This is a genomic window from Kluyvera sp. STS39-E (assembly GCF_040932435.1).
Classification (GTDB): Bacteria; Pseudomonadota; Gammaproteobacteria; order Enterobacterales; family Enterobacteriaceae; genus Kluyvera.
The window spans coordinates 111,373-128,759 of record NZ_JBFQGA010000006.1 but is presented as its reverse complement, the minus strand read 5'-3'; the positions used below and the strand labels follow the sequence as shown (position 1 = coordinate 128,759).

15 protein-coding genes are annotated in these 17,387 nt (G+C 54.6%); 5 read left to right on the top strand and 10 right to left on the bottom strand.

What is annotated here, in order from left to right:
- The first annotated feature begins 22 nt into the window (after positions 1-22).
- Both minD and minE read left to right on the top strand, forming a co-directional pair.
- Positions 23-835 carry a septum site-determining protein MinD gene (gene minD, locus AB4K05_RS14745; RefSeq protein ID WP_368480689.1) on the top strand — a complete coding sequence of 271 codons (813 nt, stop codon included), beginning with the start codon at positions 23-25 and terminating at the stop codon, positions 833-835.
- Between the two features lie 3 nt (positions 836-838).
- Complete coding sequence (gene minE, locus AB4K05_RS14740; RefSeq protein WP_052285609.1) at positions 839-1,108, top strand: cell division topological specificity factor MinE; 270 nt, start codon at positions 839-841, stop codon at positions 1,106-1,108.
- Positions 1,109-1,261: 153 nt separating this feature from the next.
- On the opposite strand, the gene rnd is transcribed toward minE, so the two are convergent.
- The 5 genes from rnd to AB4K05_RS14715 form a co-directional block, all read right to left on the bottom strand.
- A complete protein-coding gene (gene rnd, locus AB4K05_RS14735) occupies positions 1,262-2,377 on the bottom strand; it encodes a ribonuclease D (protein ID WP_368480952.1) in 1,116 nt (371 codons plus the stop codon).
- Positions 2,378-2,458: 81 nt separating this feature from the next.
- Positions 2,459-4,144 (bottom strand): long-chain-fatty-acid--CoA ligase FadD, encoded by a 1,686-nt coding sequence (fadD, locus tag AB4K05_RS14730; RefSeq protein WP_368480688.1) that lies wholly within the window; start codon positions 4,142-4,144, stop codon positions 2,459-2,461.
- A gap of 207 nt (positions 4,145-4,351) precedes the next feature.
- The gene (locus AB4K05_RS14725) at positions 4,352-4,933 is read right to left on the bottom strand and encodes a Slp family lipoprotein (RefSeq protein ID WP_368480687.1); all 582 of its coding nucleotides are present in this window, start codon (positions 4,931-4,933) and stop codon (positions 4,352-4,354) included.
- Between the two features lie 37 nt (positions 4,934-4,970).
- Entirely contained in the window at positions 4,971-5,666 is a 696-nt protein-coding gene (gene tsaB, locus AB4K05_RS14720) for a tRNA (adenosine(37)-N6)-threonylcarbamoyltransferase complex dimerization subunit type 1 TsaB (protein ID WP_368480686.1), read from the bottom strand.
- Between the two features lie 67 nt (positions 5,667-5,733).
- A complete protein-coding gene (locus tag AB4K05_RS14715) occupies positions 5,734-7,644 on the bottom strand; it encodes an ATP-dependent DNA helicase (RefSeq protein WP_368480685.1) in 1,911 nt (636 codons plus the stop codon).
- Between the two features lie 128 nt (positions 7,645-7,772).
- Between AB4K05_RS14715 and AB4K05_RS14710 the strand changes: the two genes are divergently transcribed.
- Positions 7,773-8,117 carry a RidA family protein gene (locus tag AB4K05_RS14710; protein ID WP_368480684.1) on the top strand — a complete coding sequence of 115 codons (345 nt, stop codon included), beginning with the start codon at positions 7,773-7,775 and terminating at the stop codon, positions 8,115-8,117.
- Between the two features lie 135 nt (positions 8,118-8,252).
- Here AB4K05_RS14710 and AB4K05_RS14705 read toward each other — a convergent pair whose 3' ends face one another.
- From AB4K05_RS14705 to AB4K05_RS14685, 5 genes are read right to left on the bottom strand one after another with little or no spacing between them, the layout of a single operon-like run.
- Positions 8,253-9,395: an alginate lyase family protein gene (locus AB4K05_RS14705; RefSeq protein WP_368480951.1), complete on the bottom strand. Its 1,143-nt coding sequence runs from the start codon at positions 9,393-9,395 to the stop codon at positions 8,253-8,255.
- Between the two features lie 10 nt (positions 9,396-9,405).
- Entirely contained in the window at positions 9,406-10,497 is a 1,092-nt protein-coding gene (locus tag AB4K05_RS14700; RefSeq protein ID WP_368480683.1) for an ABC transporter ATP-binding protein, read from the bottom strand.
- 10 nt (positions 10,498-10,507) lie between these two features.
- Positions 10,508-11,347 (bottom strand): carbohydrate ABC transporter permease, encoded by an 840-nt coding sequence (locus AB4K05_RS14695; RefSeq protein WP_004121979.1) that lies wholly within the window; start codon positions 11,345-11,347, stop codon positions 10,508-10,510.
- 9 nt (positions 11,348-11,356) lie between these two features.
- A complete protein-coding gene (locus tag AB4K05_RS14690) occupies positions 11,357-12,298 on the bottom strand; it encodes a carbohydrate ABC transporter permease (RefSeq protein WP_368480682.1) in 942 nt (313 codons plus the stop codon).
- 11 nt (positions 12,299-12,309) lie between these two features.
- A complete protein-coding gene (locus AB4K05_RS14685; protein ID WP_368480681.1) occupies positions 12,310-13,599 on the bottom strand; it encodes a sugar ABC transporter substrate-binding protein in 1,290 nt (429 codons plus the stop codon).
- A 527-nt stretch (positions 13,600-14,126) separates the two neighbouring features.
- Between AB4K05_RS14685 and AB4K05_RS14680 the strand changes: the two genes are divergently transcribed.
- Both AB4K05_RS14680 and AB4K05_RS14675 read left to right on the top strand, forming a co-directional pair.
- Positions 14,127-15,365, top strand: a complete 1,239-nt coding sequence (locus AB4K05_RS14680) for an alginate lyase family protein (protein ID WP_368480680.1) — start codon at positions 14,127-14,129, stop codon at positions 15,363-15,365.
- The gene (locus AB4K05_RS14675; protein WP_368480679.1) at positions 15,365-17,362 is read left to right on the top strand and encodes a heparinase II/III family protein; all 1,998 of its coding nucleotides are present in this window, start codon (positions 15,365-15,367) and stop codon (positions 17,360-17,362) included. Before AB4K05_RS14680 ends, AB4K05_RS14675 begins: the two co-directional genes overlap by 1 nt.
- Positions 17,363-17,387: the final 25 nt, after the last annotated feature.

The window sequence follows — 17,387 nt, the reverse complement described above, 5'->3', positions numbered from 1 at the left end:
CCCTTTTTAACAAGGAATTTCTATGGCACGCATTATTGTTGTGACTTCAGGTAAAGGGGGCGTGGGTAAAACCACCTCCAGCGCGGCCATCGCGACTGGTTTGGCGCAGAAGGGAAAGAAAACGGTCGTTATCGATTTTGATATCGGTCTGCGTAACCTTGACCTAATCATGGGCTGCGAACGTCGTGTAGTTTATGATTTTGTTAACGTTATTCAGGGCGATGCCTCGCTGAATCAAGCGTTAATCAAAGATAAACGCACCGAAAATCTCTATATTCTCCCGGCCTCTCAGACGCGTGATAAAGATGCGCTGACCCGTGAAGGCGTCGAGAAAGTGCTCGACGAGCTGAAAAAGATGGAATTCGACTTCGTGGTCTGTGATTCCCCGGCGGGTATCGAAACCGGTGCGCTGATGGCGCTTTACTTCGCTGACGAAGCTATCATCACCACTAACCCGGAAGTTTCGTCCGTACGCGACTCCGACCGTATTCTGGGCATTCTGGCGTCGAAATCACGCCGTGCGGAAAACGGTCAAGATCCAATTAAAGAACACCTGCTGTTGACGCGCTATAACCCAGGCCGCGTGAACAAAGGCGATATGCTGAGCATGGAAGATGTGCTGGAAATCCTGCGCATTAAACTGGTCGGTGTGATCCCAGAAGATCAGTCCGTACTGCGCGCCTCCAACCAGGGCGAGCCGGTCATTCTGGATGAGGTATCTGATGCAGGCAAAGCCTATGCTGATACCGTAGATCGTCTGTTGGGAGAAGAACGTCCTTTCCGCTTCGTTGAAGAAGAGAAGAAAGGTTTCCTCAAACGCCTGTTCGGAGGATAAATCATGGCATTACTCGACTTTTTTCTCTCACGGAAAAAGCATACCGCCAACATTGCTAAAGAACGTCTGCAAATCATTGTCGCGGAACGCCGCCGCAGCGATGCAGAACCGCACTATCTGCCGCAGTTAAGGAAGGATATTCTGGAAGTGATTTGCCGTTACGTGCAAATTGACCCGGAAATGGTCACGGTGCAGCTGGAGCAAAAAGACGGGGATATTTCGATTCTGGAACTCAACGTCACCTTGCCGGAAGCTGAAGAGTCAAAATCCTGATTCTGGTGAGATAAAAAAAGGCGCTAGTGATAGCGCCTTTTTTGTGTCTGCTAGACGATGGCGGACTTTGCCGGGTGGCGGCTGCGCCTTACCCGGCCTACATCGGTGGGCGTAGGCCTGATAAGCAAAGCGCCATCAGGCAAACCGTGCGCCTTAGCGCGGATACTGCGCCAGCAGCGCGTCCAGACGCGCCGTCAGCAGTTCGCCGCGCCAGCCGGAGATCATCTCCGGTGCGGTTGCGCGAGGTTTCAGTTGCCAGTGCCAGTTGAGCAACTGGTTAATCTGGCGACGGGATGCCAGCATTTCAGCACTGACGCCGTGCTCCTGCCCCACTTCCTGCACCAGCGCTTTGATCTCCTTAAACGCCTTACGGTAGCCGGGCATATCCATCAGATTCAACAGCGGTTCCGGCAGCGACGCTTCCGGTAGCGCCTGCGCCTTCTCTACAAGGCTCAACAGCGTTTTACCGTGGAAACGAATCTCACTGCCCGACAGCCCAAGGCTATCAAGTTCACCGAGGCTCCCTGGCATATAGCGCGCCACACTCCACAAATGCTCTTCACGCACCACAAAGTTCACCGCCAGGTCGCGCTCACGCGCCTTACGTAAGCGCCAGTCTGCCAGCAGTTGCAGGCAGGCCAATTGGCGGGTGCGCAGTTGCCAAGCGTTGGTAATATCACGCCATGCGTCGCTCGGGTCGGTCACTTCCTGACGACGCTGTTGCATCAGTTGGCATTCGTTCAATGCCCACGCCAGACGCCCTGCTTGCTCGGTCTCCGCCATCAGCTTGTGGGCAATCGGCAACAGATACCAGACATCAGCGGCGGCATATTCACACTGACGCTCGGTCAGCGGACGCGCCAGCCAATCCGTGCGGGATTCGCTCTTATCCAGCTCAACGCCGGAATATTCAGCGACCATTGCCGCAAATCCCCAAGACATTGGGCGACCACAGAAAGCAGCCAGCACTTGGGTGTCGATGAGCGGCTGCGGCATCGAACCAAAGGTGTTCATAAAGACTTCTAAATCTTCGCTACCGGCGTGCAGGTATTTAGTGATATTGCGGTCCTGCAAAATCGCCTGCAGCGGCGACCAGTCGGTAATAGCCAGAGGATCAATCAGCGCCGTCCGTTCGCCATCAAAAAGCTGGATCAGCCCCAGTTGCGGATAGTAGGTGCGGGTACGGACAAACTCGGTATCCAGCGCCACGGCGGTAGTGTGACGAACCGCGTCGCACAGAGTGCTGAGCGCGTCGTTGGTGGTGATCATCTGATAGTTCAAATCGTACTCTCTTATTTTTTGCCAAAAAAAACGCCAGCAGAGCTGGCGTTAGGCATCATGACTCGTGGCTTATCCCTTATTGTCCACTTTGGCACGGGCTTCGTCACGTAATTCTCGTCGTAATATTTTACCCACGTTCGACTTCGGCAGCTCATCGCGGAATTCGACCAGCTTCGGCACTTTGTAGCCGGTAAGCTGACGACGACAGAAAGTGATCAGCGCATCTTCGGTCAGGCTGGCTTCTTTTTTCACCACGAAAATTTTCACCGCTTCACCGCTGTTACCGGACGGTACGCCCACCGCCGCCACTTCCAGCACGCCGGAGTGCTGCATCACTACGTCTTCAATTTCATTCGGGTAGACGTTAAAACCGGACACCAGAATCATATCTTTTTTACGGTCAACGATACGTAGGAAACCTTCTTCGTCCATCACCGCGATATCACCGGTATGCAGCCAGCCGTTTTTCATGATTTCTTCGGTCGCATCCGGACGCTGCCAATAGCCTTCCATCACCTGCGGTCCTCTGACACACAGTTCGCCAGGTTCACCCGCAGCAACTTCATTATCGTCATCATCCACCAGCTTCACGTCGGTAGAAGGCACCGGCAGCCCAATGCTGCCGCTGTGATAGTCGATATCGTGCGGGTTCACGCTGACCAGCGGCGCACATTCGGTCAGGCCGTAGCCTTCAAGCAGATATTGTCCGGTCAACTTCACCCAACGTTCAGCCACCGAGTGGTTAACGGGCATCCCGCCACCTGCAGACAGATTAAGGGTAGAGAAATCAAGCTGCTGGAACTCTTTGTTATTCAGCAACGCATTGAACAGCGTATTCACCCCGGTCATCGCGGTGAATGGGTATTTCGCTAACTCTTTCACCAGCCCCGGAATATCACGCGGGTTGGTTATCAGAATATTTTTTCCGCCAAGCTCGATAAACAGCAGGCAGTTCATGGTGAGGGCGAAGATGTGATACAGCGGTAGCGCGGTGATCACCACTTCTTTGCCTTCATGCAGCAGCGGCCCGTAGGTCGCCTTCACCTGCTCGAGGTTGGCCAGCATGTTGCGGTGAGTCAGCATTGCACCTTTAGCCACGCCAGTGGTGCCACCGGTATATTGTAGGAAGGCAATATCGTCAGCCTTCACCACCGGTTTTACGTACTGCAAACGGTAGCCGGAATGCAGCGCACGGCGGAAAGAGATGGCATCAGGCAAATGGTATTTCGGCACTAGGCGTTTAATGTACTTCACGACGAAGTTCACCAACGTCCCTTTGGCGGTGGAAAGCTGATCGCCCATACGGGTCAAAATAACGTGCTTTACCGAGGTCTGGGCCACGACCTTTTCTAAGGTATGGGCAAAGTTTGAGACGATAACAATTGCTTGAGCGCCGCTATCGTTTAGCTGGTGTTCCAGCTCGCGTGGGGTGTAGAGCGGGTTCACGTTAACCACGATCATCCCGGCACGCAGGATACCGAACAGCGCAACCGGATACTGCAGCAAGTTAGGCATCATCAGCGCGACGCGGTCACCCTGCTTTAGCCCAAGCCCCTGCTGGAGATAGGCTGCGAAGGCGCGGCTGCGCTCCTCTAGCTTACGGAAGGTCATCACTTCGCCCATGTTGACGAAGCCTGGCTGATCCGCAAAGCGGGTTGTAGCCTGTTCAAACAGTTCCACCAAGGATTGATAGCGGTCAGGGTTAATCTCTGCCGGGACATCGGCAGGGTAACGGTTGAGCCAAACCTTATTCAAAGCATCACCTCTAAAATACGTATTTGTCGTCATCACAACCCCAATCGGCAAACTTTCGTTAACATAATATTAACTCAGCGTACCAGTTTAAGAATTACTCGAAATTAAGGTTGCGAAGCACGTCACTCTTTATTTTTTTTATATCCATTACAACGAAGAAACAGCGGACAAGCCGCTGTTTCTTTTTTGTCTGTATGACTTCTGTTGTTACTCAGTTACGACGTTCCGTACTTCTGCAGGACCTGGGTTATACCATCCCCAGCCGCCATAACCGTAGTTCCAAGGACGAGGACCAAAGGCCCAAGGATCGAGTGGCTGAGGTGGCATCACCACCTGCTGGGCCACGTGCCAGCGCTTATAGCCCGTCGCCTGAAGATGCAGGAAGGTATATTTGGTGGTGCCCACCTTCCCTTCCAGCGTCCCGACAATAGGGCCGACCACCGTCACCAGCTGTCCGCGGAAATCTACCGGGTCGAGGAAACCGTTCACATCGGCATAGATGCGCCCACGAGAGGCCTCACCGAGCGTTGGCCGTGCTCCGCTGTCCAGCGGAACAGTGGCTATCTCCAGACGGGTATGTCCCTGCTGGTTTTCAATCCCGACCACCGTGCCGCCAAAGCGCGATTCTTGGCCGACATACAGCTGCGGTGCCGCCATTACGCGGACGAGATCCTGCTGCGGCGTTGGGCTAGTGCCCTGAATGGCATCAGGCACGGTGACGCAACCGCTTAACGCTAGCGCGATAAGTCCGGCGATAGCCCCCCGAATGACACATTTTTTACCTGCCATGATGCTGCTCCTGGTCTCAATATTCATCCAGTTAGAGTCATTCACGGCCCGGAAGTTTCTTCCACGCCACTTCATTTCGTAAATAAACGGGTTCAGCTTTGTCTACGGCGACCGTTTTGCCCTGCGCCAGCAAATAGCAGGCGATCGGCAGCATATCTTCGGCTTCCGGCAACAGCACATCGCCGTCGATGAGCTGAACGTTCGCTCCCTGAGTCATATCCGGCCAAGCGGCCCAGCCGGTGCCCACGGTTGCCCACTCGCCGTCAAGCTCGGCAAGACGCTGCTGCACCGCTTCCGGCTTGAGTACGGCTTCGGTCGCTTCACCGTGCCAGACACCCTGCGCATCACGCTGATATTCAGCCCAATACACTTCACCCATACGCGCATCAATGGCCGCAAGAACGCGGGATGCGCCCTGCTTGCGCCATGCGCCCTGCGCCATGGTCGCCAGCGTGGAAACGCCAATCATCGGCAGCTCGGCGCCAAGCGCCAGCCCCTGCGCGATACCAATGCCGATACGCACGCCGGTGAAGCTGCCCGGCCCACGGCCAAAGGCCAGCGCATCGAGGTCGTGCAGGCCTACGCCGCCCTCAGTGAGGATATCCTGCACAATCGGCAGAATACGTTGGGTATGTTCCCGAGGACAAAGCTCGAAGTGGGCACAGGTGTTCGCATCATTCCACAGCGCAGCCGAACAGGCTTCTGTGGCGGTATCGATAGCCAGAATTCGCATGGTTAGTCGCGCTCTCGCAGTTACGGATCAATAAAATGGCGCGCATCTTATCACACTTTGTCACGCATTACCGCGTTGATGGCACCGCAAGAAAGCGTACCGCCCGACGAATATCGCGGGTGCGCGGTGCGGGTGGCAGGCTGGCAAGGAACGTCGCGCCGTAGGGACGCATCACCAGGCGGTTGTCGCAGATAACCAGCACGCCGCGATCGGTGACGTCACGAATCAAACGCCCCACCCCCTGCTTTAAGGTGATGACGGCATCAGGTAGCTGCACGTCGTCGAAAGGATCGCCACCGCGCAGGCGGCAGTCTTCCATTCGCGCTTTCAGCAGCGGATCGTCCGGCGAGGTGAACGGCAGTTTGTCGATGATGACCAACGACAGCGCATCACCACGTACATCAACCCCTTCCCAAAAACTGCTGGTTGCCACCAGCAGCGCGTTACCGGCACTCACAAACTGCTGCAAAAGCTGTCCTTTACTGGTTTCGCCTTGCAGCAACACCGGCAGGGTCATGGTCGCGCGGAACTGTTCAGCAAGATCGCGCATCATGGCGTGCGAGGTGCATAACATAAAGCAGCGGCCGTTGTTGGCTTCAATCAGCGGCCGAAGCATCGCCGCCAGATGACGTGCGGCGCCGGGTTGATTTGGCAGCGGCAGATTGCGCGGCACACAGAGCAATGCCTGGGTTGCATAGTCAAACGGGCTTGGCAGCAGCATCGACTCGGCGTTTTCAATCCCCAGCCGCTCGGTAAAGTGGTGCAAATCATCGTTTACCGACAGCGTTGCGGAGGTGAAGATCCAACTGCCCGGTTTTGCTGCCATCACTTCTTTAAATTTATCCGCCACCGTCAGCGGCGTAAGCGCCAGCGTAAAGTGACGGGAATTACATTCATACCAGTAGCTAAAGCCTGGCGTGTTGATCTCTTTTAAGCGCTTCAACCGCGCCCGGTACACCGTCGCGCGTTCAAATGCCACGTCGAGCAGCGCCGAGCGGCCGAGCGAAAGCTTTGCCACGTCGTAGCAAAGCTCCAGCGCATCGTCGAGCAGCAGCAGCGCGCGCTGGACGTTGTTATCGGCCAACAGTTCGCGCAAATTGCCACGATAGCCAGGATCGCCCACCTGCAAGCGGAAATCCTGCGTCGCCTGGGCCAGTCGGTCGGCGCATTTTTGCAGTTGCTGGGTATCTTTGAGTTCGGTGCGGTAGGCAATGGTGACATCTTTTGCCAGATCCAATAGTTGGCGGCTGGAGAGCGACTGGCCAAAATATTGGCTGGCAATATCCGGCAACTGATGGGCTTCATCGAAGATCATCACCTCGGCCTCCGGGATAAGCTCACCGAAACCACTCTCTTTCACCACCATGTCAGCAAGGAACAAGTGATGGTTAACCACCACCACGTCGGCATCCATCGCTTTTTTACGCGCTTTAACGACGAAGCATTCCTGATACTGCGGGCAGTCGCTGCCAAGGCAGTTGTCGTTGGTACTGGTCACCAGCGGCCACACCACCGCATCTTCCGCGACGCTGGCGCAGGTACTGATATCGCCATCGAGCGTATGGTTTGCCCAACTACGCAGCATAATGACATCGCTTAGCGTCTGCACCGGCAAATCACCGCCCGCCAGCGCCTGTTGTTCTAGGCGTTCGATGCATAGATAGTTCGAGCGTCCTTTGAGCAGCGCCAGTTTGCCGGCATAGCTCAAGGCTTTGGCAACGGTCGGCAGGTCGCGGCTATAAAGCTGGTCTTGCAGCGCTTTTGAGCCGGTTGAGATAATAACTTTTTTGTTCGCCCGCAGCGCAGGCGCCAGATAAGCGTAAGTTTTACCGGTTCCCGTCCCGGCTTCAACCACCAGCGGCTGACCTTCGACAATCGCCTTCATGACGGCGTGCGCCATCTGGCGCTGCGGTTCACGCGGTTTAAAGCCGGTTATCGCCTGCGCTAGCTGGCCGTCTGCTGCAAAATCGTCCGTCACGTTACCCCCTGGAAATATTGCCAGTGATTATGTCAGGCCAACCCCGCTTATGCCAGCCGAAGTCGTGACGCGGCGTCGACAATGTGGCAGTCTTAGCGCGATTACGTGATGTTAAAAAGGAAATTGAAATGACGATTGTACGTATTGATGCCGAAGCGCGCTGGTCCGATGTAGTGATTCACAACAACACCTTGTACTACACCGGGGTGCCGGAAAATCTCGATGCGGATGCCTTTGAGCAAACGGCTAATACCTTGGCGCAGATTGATGCGGTGCTGGAAAAACAAGGCAGCAGTAAGTCGCGTATTCTCGACGCCACTATCTTTTTGCCAAACGGCGAAGATTTCGCTGCGATGAACAAAGCGTGGGATGCGTGGGTAGTCGCGGGCCATGCGCCGGTGCGCTGCACGGTGCAGGCAAAGCTGATGAACCCGCGTTATAAAGTTGAGATTAAAATTATTGCCGCGGTGTAATCGGTATCTGTAGGCCGGATAAGGCGGCACGCCGCCATCCGGCAACGTGCGCCTAATGCCTGATGGCGCTGTGCTTATCAGGCCTACAATCCGGGGCACCACATCAATTGCCTGATGGCGCTGCGCTTATCAGGCCTACGATCCGGGGCACCACATTAGCTGTTCTTTTAGTTGCAACGTCTCCTGCGGCAGACATTTCAACACATCACGATAGCTTCCCCCCTGCTTCGCATAACCGCGTGCCGACTGCAGCAGCACGCGCAGCGCGCTATCCCAGACAATCCCCTGCAAATCACTGTACGGCCACAGATCCGGTTCGCGAACAAACGGCACAAGATAATCAATCCCCTGCTTCACGCCCCGCCCGTCGCGGATGGTATTCCAGCGATCAAATTCGACGTGCTCGGCGTAGCGGTTCAAGAGCAGGTGCGCCTCAAGGTTAAACAACGAGTAGTGGAACGGTATGGTGCGTTCCAACTCCATCGTCTGCTTGCCGTCCTGATCGATTTGCGCCGCCATTCGCTGGGTGATCCCCTGCTCGATAATCCGCGCCGCCAGCCCTTTATCGCCATAGAACAGCGCGTTAACCGTGCGCTGGGCATCGTACCAAGTACCGTGGTTATTGTGCCAAACGTATTCGGAATGACCAATTTCGCTGTAGTACATCCAGTGGTTAAAGTCGCGGAACCACTGGTGCAGGCCAATGATGTCGTCGGTATCCAGCACGCTGGCGGCGTTAATCAACCCGATGGTATCCACCACCATCCACAGTAGGCGGGTGTCGATTAACCCGGTGCCGCGCCCGGAAACAATCCCCGGGATCGCCTGACCATAGTTCAGATGCGGGTTCATTCGCGTGTCCGCATCAAGGAACCAGCAGCGAATTTGCTGCGCGGCGGCCTGTGCATACTGTCGCTGACCGGTGAAATACCATGCCAGCCCCAGCGTCAGGCAGCGCTCGCACATGCGGATAATGCGCGAAGTGTCGGTGTCGTTGTTTTCGCACTGCGGGTTGATATGCCCATCGCGGCGAATATAGGGCAGCCCGTTGGGCCGCCGCGGGTTCGGCCACCAATAGGTGCCGAGACTGTAATAATCGTGCGCGTCGCCGCTCGCCGGACGCAGTTTCTTATGTACCACGCTTTCCGGCGGTTCGCGTCTTAGTACGTCGGCCTCTCCCACCAGCTTGCTTAACGCAAGCTGTAACGGAGAAAACGGCTGCTTTAAGCCCGCGCGGGCATTTTCCAGACAGGTTTCATCAAGGGTGTACAGCTTCATCGCCACCTTATTATTCCTCCCCGCACACAATGCGCTGACCGCTTTGCGCATCAAAGACGTGCACGCCGGAAAGCTTTGGCTGTAGCCAGATGTTGTCGCCCTCTTTCACCGCCAGTCGCTGTTTGAACACCGAGGTGAACGCGCCGCCGCCGGTATCGCAGAACAACTGCATATCCGAGCCGGTATTCTCCACCGCTGTTACCTTCGCCGCCAGTGCGTCATCACGTGCTTCGTGCACCACGTTGACCTGTTCCGGGCGAATGGCGTAAACCACCTGTTGCCCATCTTTGACCTGCAGTCCTGGCGGCAGCGCTAACAGCGAGCCGTCTTTCAAACGCAGGCTGGTCGCAGTGGCGCTGAGCACCACTTCTCCCGGCAACTGGTTGATTTCCGGTGAGCCGATAAACCCGGCGACAAACAGGTTGGCGGGCCGGTCGTACAGATCCAGCGGAGTGCCCGCCTGCTCAATACGCCCATCGCGCAGCACCACAATCATCTGCCCCATGGTCATCGCTTCAATCTGATCGTGGGTCACGTACACCGACGTCGTTTTCAACCGGCGATGCAGTTCACGAATTTCTCCACGCACCTGGGTACGCAGCTTGGCGTCAAGGTTCGACAGCGGTTCATCAAACAAGAACACCTGCGGCTTACGCACAATGGCGCGCCCCATCGCAACACGCTGGCGCTGACCGCCGGAGAGATCTTTTGGCAGACGCTCCAGCAGCGGTTCCAGTCCCAGCAAGGCCGCCGCTTCATTGACCTTGTGGTTGATATCCGCTTTCGGTAGACGCGCCATCTTCAAGGCAAAGCCCATGTTTTCGCGCACCGTCATCTGCGGATACAGCGCGTAGCTCTGGAACACCATCGCGATATCACGCAGCTTCGGTTCAACCTCGGTAACATTGCGTTCGTTAATATGCACTTCGCCAGCGGAAATCTCCTCCAGCCCGGCAATCATGCGCAGCAGCGTCGATTTACCGCAGCCACTCGGGCCAACAAGGACGCAGAATTCACCGTCCGGGATAGTCAGCGACACATCTTTAATGACATGCGCATCACCGTATGATTTACGCACGCTATTTAATACAACAGATCCCATCGGTAACTCCTTATCCTTTGACCGCGCCGGACATGATCCCGCGGTTGAAATGTTTTTGCAGACCCAGATAGACGATGATGCTTGGCAGCATCGCCAGTAGCGTAATGGCGATAAAGATATTCGGCGTGATGCTCTCATCGGTACGCAGCGTGCCGAGGATCACCGGGATGGTGTTCAGGCTATCTTGGTTGACCACAATCAGCGGCAACAGATACTGGTCCCAAATCATGATGAAGCCGAAAGTCACCACCGTGCCCAGCGCTGGTTTCACCAGCGGGAGAATGACGTGGAAGAAAATTTGCCACTCGTTAGCGCCGTCAATGCGCGCCGCCTCTTCCAGCTCTTTCGGAATCGCCGACATAAATTCGGTCAACACGAAGATGGAGAACGCCCAGCCCACCACCGGTAAAATCATCCCGAGGTAGCTGTTGTATAGCGAGGCGTCGATAAACGGCAGCCGCCAGTTAATAATCATGTACAGCGGGATGGCGATGACCTCTTCAGGCAGCATCATGGTGGATAAAATCACCAGACTCACCAACGCCACGCCGCGGAACTTTTTACGTGCCAGCGCGTAGGCCGCCAGCGCACTGACCGACACCTGCAGCACGGTGCCAAAGAACACCACCAGAATCGAGTTCAGCAGGTACTGCCAGACGCCGATATCCATCCAAGCGAAAATAAAGTTCTCAAACGAGAATTGGTTCGGCCAGGCCAGAAGTTCGCCCGGTTTTACCGGTGCGCCGCTAAAGGCGGTGGCGACAATGCCCCAGAAAGGCCCCACGAAAACAATCAGCAGCAGCGCGTAGATGCACCAGCGCCCTGCAGTATCCCAACGTTTACTTAACATCACGGCTCCTTAGTAACGTGCGATACGTTTTTTCAGCGTCAAATGACAGATGGTTAAGAGCACGGTAAAGGTGAACAGCAGGAACGACACCGCCGAGGCGTAGCCATAGTCAAACTGCTCGAAACCCAGTTTATAGATGTGGGTCATTACCATTTCGGTAGAGTTAGACGGCCCACCGCCGGTCGTTGCATACACCTCAGCAAACACGCGGAATCCGCGGATAAAGGAGAGCATCAGCACCACCGACAGCGCCGGGATCATTCCAGGCAACGTGACGTAGCGCAGGCGGTTCCACCAGTTGGCCCCGTCGACGTTTGACGCGTCGTACAGATCCCGGCTAATGCCCGCCAGACCGGCGATGAAAATCACCATGTTGTAAGGCACCGCTTTCCAGATATGCAGTAGCATAATCACCCACAGCGCCTGATCGGAGCTGGCAAGAAAGCCCTGATCGGCCACGCCAAACCAGCTGAGGATATGGTTCATCACCCCGTTTGGTGTTGGGTTGAACAGGATGCGCCACATTTCCGCGACAATGGCCGCACTGGTGACCGCCGGTAAAAAGATGGCGGTACGGATAAAGCGCAGATGGCGCGCCGGGCCTTCCAGCAGCATGGCGAGGAAAAAGGCCAAGATTGCCGCGGCAAACATGGTCACCAGCACGTACAGCAGGGTGTTAACCACCGCCGCATGCAACTCTACGTCGGCGAATGCGCGGGTGAAGTTGGCAAAGCCAACCCATTCATCGGGCTGATTAAAATTAACTTTGTAGAAGCTCATCACCAGACCCTGAATCATCGGGATGAACTTAAACCAGCTAAAAATAATTAACGCCGGGGCCAAAAATAGCCACGGAATGAGCGCCCGTTTACGTTTTGACGTTAGCCATCCGGTAGCGTCAGGCGAAGCGGCTTGCTTTAGCGGCGAGGACTTCGTCTCATGCAGCGTCATAACTCAGTTCCTCACTTATCCAGCACATTTTGTTTTTCCAGCTCGGCGTTCACCTTGCCATCGATGGTCTTCAGCTCGGCGCGAATATCGCTGTTGCAGTCGGCAAAAATACGGTTAAAGCCATCGGCGGCAACCTGACGCACCGGCGTCCAGTTAGGAATTTGCGGCACGTAGCGTCCCTGTTCGTTGTACAACTGAGCAAAGGTTTCCCAGCGCGTATCCTGATAAACTGCTTTCACATCGACGCTTTTGTTCACCGGCAGACGGACCACCGGCATGTGCTTGCTGCCTTTGCCCATACCAATTTCTTGGCCTTCCTGAGAAATCATGAATTCGATGAATTTTTGCGCGGCTTCTTTCTGCTTGCTGCTTTTCATCATAAAGACCGTGGTGCCTTCGGCGAGAGTAGCTTCCCCTTTTGGCCCCACGACCGGCACCACGTCATACTTGTCTTTGCCTGGATCTTTATCAAACAGCGCAATGTGGTATGGGCCACTGAAGAACATGCCGCTTTGGCCGGAACGGAAGGAAGGAATAACGTCAGCGGTGGTGGCGTTAATTGCGCCAGGCTGGGTCACTTTTTCGCACATCATGGTGCGCATGAAGGTCATCGCTTGGGCGACTTCCGGCGTATCGAGCGTGGCGCTGAATTTGCCGTTGTTGTCCTTCACAAAATCGCCGCCCGCCTGCCAGATAAAGCTGCTCATAAACCAACTGGCATAGCCGCGAGTGGTTGAGGCCGGCACGATAAAGCCGTAGGTATCATTTTTACCGTTGCCGTCCGGATCTTGGGTAGTGAAGGCTTTCGCCAGCGTCTGGATATCGTCCCAGCTTTTTGGCAGCGGCAGGCCGAGCTTCTCACGCCAATCTTTGCGCACGAACAGCGCGAAGGTCTGCGCGGAGGTTGGCACGCCATAGTATTTGCCGTCGATGTAACGGGTGCTGTTCCACGCGGTTGGATAAATATTGTCACCGCCGCTTATGGCTTTCGGGTCAATCTCTTGCGCAATGCCTAGCTGAATAAATTGTCCCAGCGAGGCGGCATCGTTAAAGATCAAATCCGGTAAGGCGTTACCGGCCGTCGCCCGCGCCAGGCGCTGCTCAAAATCGGTGGTGGCGTTGAAATACTCGATTTTGATCCCGGTTTTCTCCTCGAACTTCTCCGCCTCTTCCTTGTAAATATTCTTGGAATCGTTGCTTGCGCGGATCCAAACGTTAAGGGTCGTGGCGGCGAAGCTTTGCCCAACGCCAAGTCCCAGAGCGGAAACCAGTAATATTGAACGCAATTTATTCGTAGACATGATCGCATATCCTTTATTGTAGGGCACAAAGGTAATTAAATTCGCAACAAATGCATTTCCACGGTCTAAATAAAGCATTTGGTTATTAATACAACATGCGTAGAAATTTATTTTCCAACATTAAATAGAAATATATTTTTCAATACAACCACACAAAAAAGAAATCCTATTTCAAAAACAAAAAAGTTGAATTAGATCACACCGCAAAGTGACAAAAAAAGTGACTGTAAGTTAAAACTTATAATTATCAACAAGTTAAATTTTTATTATTTTTGTTTAATTAATCAACAAAAACAGAAAAACACTGAAATCTGTGATTCGCATTGCATTAAAAGCGTCATTTTTTAACCATCTCAATAAATATGATGACCATCACAAAAAAAATCACTTTGTCTTTTACACTGCACGGCATCGCTTTCATAAATACTTTATTTTTAATTAAACCGCCTGTCTCTTATGCCTCTTAAATACGCGGCAGGTATAATTCTGTTGTTATCTTTTCTCATATTTGTAGAAGGGTTATCACTATGAACTCAATACCTCGCCGAGGATTATTAGGCCTTGCTTTACTGTGTTCTGGCTTAAGCACATCTCTGTATGCCGCCGAGCCATATACGCTCGATGGCAAAGATTTAGCGTTTAGCCGCCAGCAGATCGCTGCCAAAGACCCCCTTTTTGTGCAGGCACAAAGCGCGCTGCTGAAAAAAGCGGATCTGGCCTTAAAGCACCCGCTGTTTTCCGTCATGGATAAAACGCTGGTCGCTGCCAGCGGTAATAAGCATGACTATTACAGCTTCCCGCCTTACTGGTGGCCAAACCCGGAAACCAAAGACGGACTGCCGTATGTTCGTAAGGATGGACAAACCAACCCGGACGCCAATAGCGATGCCACCGATAAAAATCGACTGGTGAAAATGAGCAATGATGTCTCTACGCTGGCGCTGGCTTGGTACTTCTCAGACGATAGCCGCTACGCGCAAAAGGCCGCCGAGCAGCTTAAAAGCTGGTTCCTTAATCCAGAAACCCGCATGACGCCAAATCTCCAATACGCCCAAGCCATCCCGGGGATTAACACCGGTCGCGGTATTGGCATCATCGACAGCCGAGCACTGGTTGATGTGGTGGACGCCATTGCCCTGCTGCAATCTTCCGGCGCGTTGAGTGATAAAGAGCAAGGCGAACTCAAGCAGTGGTTCGGTGAGTTTTATCACTGGATGACCACCAGCCAGAACGGATTTGAAGAGGAAAATTGGCACAATAACCACGGCACTTATTTCGATATGCAGGCCGCGACCTTTGCCCTGTTCAGCGGTAAAAACGACGAGGCGAAAAAACGTTTACAGATAACCCAACTGCGACGCATCGCCGGGCAATTTGACCTCGAAGGCCGTCAGATGGCGGAGCTTGAGCGTACTCGCCCATGGCACTACAGCAACTTCAATCTTGAAGCCTACAACCGGCTCGGACGTTTAGGCGAGAAAGCAGGCGTCGATATCTGGAACTTCACCCTCGACGACCATAGCCTGCGCAAGGGCTATCAGTACATCGCTGGATTTATCAATAGCGATACGCCATGGCCGTGGAAAGACCTCGACAAAATGGATGATAAAAAAGCCCTGCGCAACGTGGCCTCCGCCGCCCACGCTTGGCCAAACGATCCATTATTCCAAGAAAAAGCCAAATGGCTGCGTGCAAAATATCCCGATGATATCACCACGCTTATTGCCCCGCTTTCCACATCAGCAGAGGTCAAGGATAACCACTGATGAAACAATTTTCTGGGCTATGGCCCGACATTGCCAGACGTGCAGCCGGCAATAACGGTCTGATTGAACAGCTCGTGAAGAATGCACAACCCTTGCTGGATGCCGAAGTACGCATCCCGCAAACCGGGATTGCCAGCTGGAATCTCTACTATTTTTGTCCGCACCATGGCGTGCGATTGACGTGGGAGGCGGATTCCCCGCACCAGCACGCTTGTCCTATCGACGGCGAGATTTTTAGCGGCGAGCCGTGGGATGGCGCTTGGTGGCGCGAGATGAACGGGCGCAACGCCAGCGCCTGCCAGCAGTTAGGGCTGCTATGGCAGTTGACCGGCGAATCGGTCTATCGCGATAAAGTCCGCACGTTATTGTTGGGATATGCCGACGTCTATCCGGATTATGAAGTCCACGGCGACATCCCACACAACGGGCCGGGCAAAATGAATGCCCAAACCCTGTGTGAAGCCAACTGCATTTTGGATATGGCATTGGGTTATGACTTTATTCGTGGTGCGTTGACTCCGGCTGAACAGCAGCACATCAGCGATAATCTGCTGCGCTGTGCGGCGCGTTTTTTGCGCGAGCACCGCAGCCCGCAAATTCATAATCATGAAGTGAAAATCAGCGCCGCGCTGGGCGTGCTGGGTTTTGTACTCGACGATGAGGAGCTGCTGGAATTTGCCGTTTATCAGCCGTACGGTCTGCGCTGGCAGTTGGAGAATGGGCTACTGGCGGAAGGATTGTGGTTTGAAGGCTCAGTGCATTATCACTATTACGCGCTTCAGGGTTTCTTTGCCTTTGAGAAGTTGGCGCACGGCACGCGCTGGAGCCTGATTGATGGGCCATGGTACCAGCCGATGCTGAGCTTCCCGCTCTCTTTGCTGCTGCCGGACGGCACCTTCCCACGCCTGAACGACTGTCTTGCTGGGCAGGAAAAACTCCACCATCGGGATCTGTATGAGTTTGCCTGGTTTATCTGGCGTGATCCGTTATACGCCGCCGTTCTGCAGTTCACCGAAGCGCACCCCGATGAACGTGAAACGCTACTTTGGCGCGACCAGCCGTTGCCGGAAACCCCAATTGAGCTGATCCCCCGTCAGTCGCTGTTTGCACCAGGTGCGGGGATTACCCTTTGGCGAAAACCGCAGCAACAGCAGGCACTGCTGATTAAGCACAGCCCCTGGGGCGGCGAGCACGATCACTACGACCGGCTAGGTTTGATGCTGTGGCAGCGCGACGGCTGGCTGCTACCGGACTTGGGCACGACCGGTTATGGCGCCAAAATGCACTATGACTACTACAAGAACAGCGCTACCCACAATACGCTGGCGGTCAATCAGAGCAACCAGCCTCCAGCAAATCCCCAAGTGCTGGGCTGGCATATGGGCGACGACTATCTCTGGCTGGATACCCAAGTCGATTGGAGTCAACCTGCGCCACAGCTCAATAGCCATACGCGAGTGGAGTGGGACACCCAGTCATGGCAGGACATTCGTTTTCGCCGTCGGCTGCTGTGGCTGGAGGATGTGCTAATCGATCTGTCGACGGTGGTAAACCCACATCGTCAGCAGCTTGACTGGACGCTGCATCTGGCGGCACAGGCGCTGGACCAGAGCGGAACAGCTCAACCCTTCTCGCTTAGCGGGCCACTTCAGCACATGACAGGCTCCACCATGACGCCGCTTCATGGTTGTCAGCCACGTCACTTTACTCGCGGTGAGGAGACCGTGGCGCTGTGGCTAGCGGGTGATGGTGAATTGTGGCAAGGGTTGGCGCCGGATAACCCAGCAATAAGTGACCTTAACTATCTGGTGTTGCGCAACCATTTACCGCAGGCGCGCTTTGTTTGTCTGTGGGATCTGGCGAAGTCAGCGCCGTTGACTGAAGTCAGCGTCCACCACACGCCGATTGGCACCCAGCTTTCATTCTGGCGCGGTGAAAATGTGACCCATGTGACGCTGTACGATGACCCGGAACAGCAACCGGACGTGATTAACTAAGACCACGCCTTCCGGCAGCGGGAGG

Excerpts from the sequence above, each read along its gene's own strand:
- AB4K05_RS14690 (WP_368480682.1), bottom strand. The coding sequence starts at position 12,298 with ATGACGCTGCATGAGACGAAGTCCTCGCCGCTAAAGCAAGCCGCTTCG.
- AB4K05_RS14685 (WP_368480681.1), bottom strand. The coding sequence starts at position 13,599 with ATGTCTACGAATAAATTGCGTTCAATATTACTGGTTTCCGCTCTGGGA.
- AB4K05_RS14710 (WP_368480684.1), top strand. The coding sequence starts at position 7,773 with ATGACGATTGTACGTATTGATGCCGAAGCGCGCTGGTCCGATGTAGTG.
- AB4K05_RS14705 (WP_368480951.1), bottom strand. The coding sequence starts at position 9,395 with ATGAAGCTGTACACCCTTGATGAAACCTGTCTGGAAAATGCCCGCGCG.
- AB4K05_RS14680 (WP_368480680.1), top strand. The coding sequence starts at position 14,127 with ATGAACTCAATACCTCGCCGAGGATTATTAGGCCTTGCTTTACTGTGT.
- AB4K05_RS14700 (WP_368480683.1), bottom strand. The coding sequence starts at position 10,497 with ATGGGATCTGTTGTATTAAATAGCGTGCGTAAATCATACGGTGATGCG.
- AB4K05_RS14695 (WP_004121979.1), bottom strand. The coding sequence starts at position 11,347 with ATGTTAAGTAAACGTTGGGATACTGCAGGGCGCTGGTGCATCTACGCG.
- AB4K05_RS14675 (WP_368480679.1), top strand. The coding sequence starts at position 15,365 with ATGAAACAATTTTCTGGGCTATGGCCCGACATTGCCAGACGTGCAGCC.
- minD (WP_368480689.1), top strand. The coding sequence starts at position 23 with ATGGCACGCATTATTGTTGTGACTTCAGGTAAAGGGGGCGTGGGTAAA.
- minE (WP_052285609.1), top strand. The coding sequence starts at position 839 with ATGGCATTACTCGACTTTTTTCTCTCACGGAAAAAGCATACCGCCAAC.
- AB4K05_RS14725 (WP_368480687.1), bottom strand. The coding sequence starts at position 4,933 with ATGGCAGGTAAAAAATGTGTCATTCGGGGGGCTATCGCCGGACTTATC.
- rnd (WP_368480952.1), bottom strand. The coding sequence starts at position 2,377 with ATGATCACCACCAACGACGCGCTCAGCACTCTGTGCGACGCGGTTCGT.
- tsaB (WP_368480686.1), bottom strand. The coding sequence starts at position 5,666 with ATGCGAATTCTGGCTATCGATACCGCCACAGAAGCCTGTTCGGCTGCG.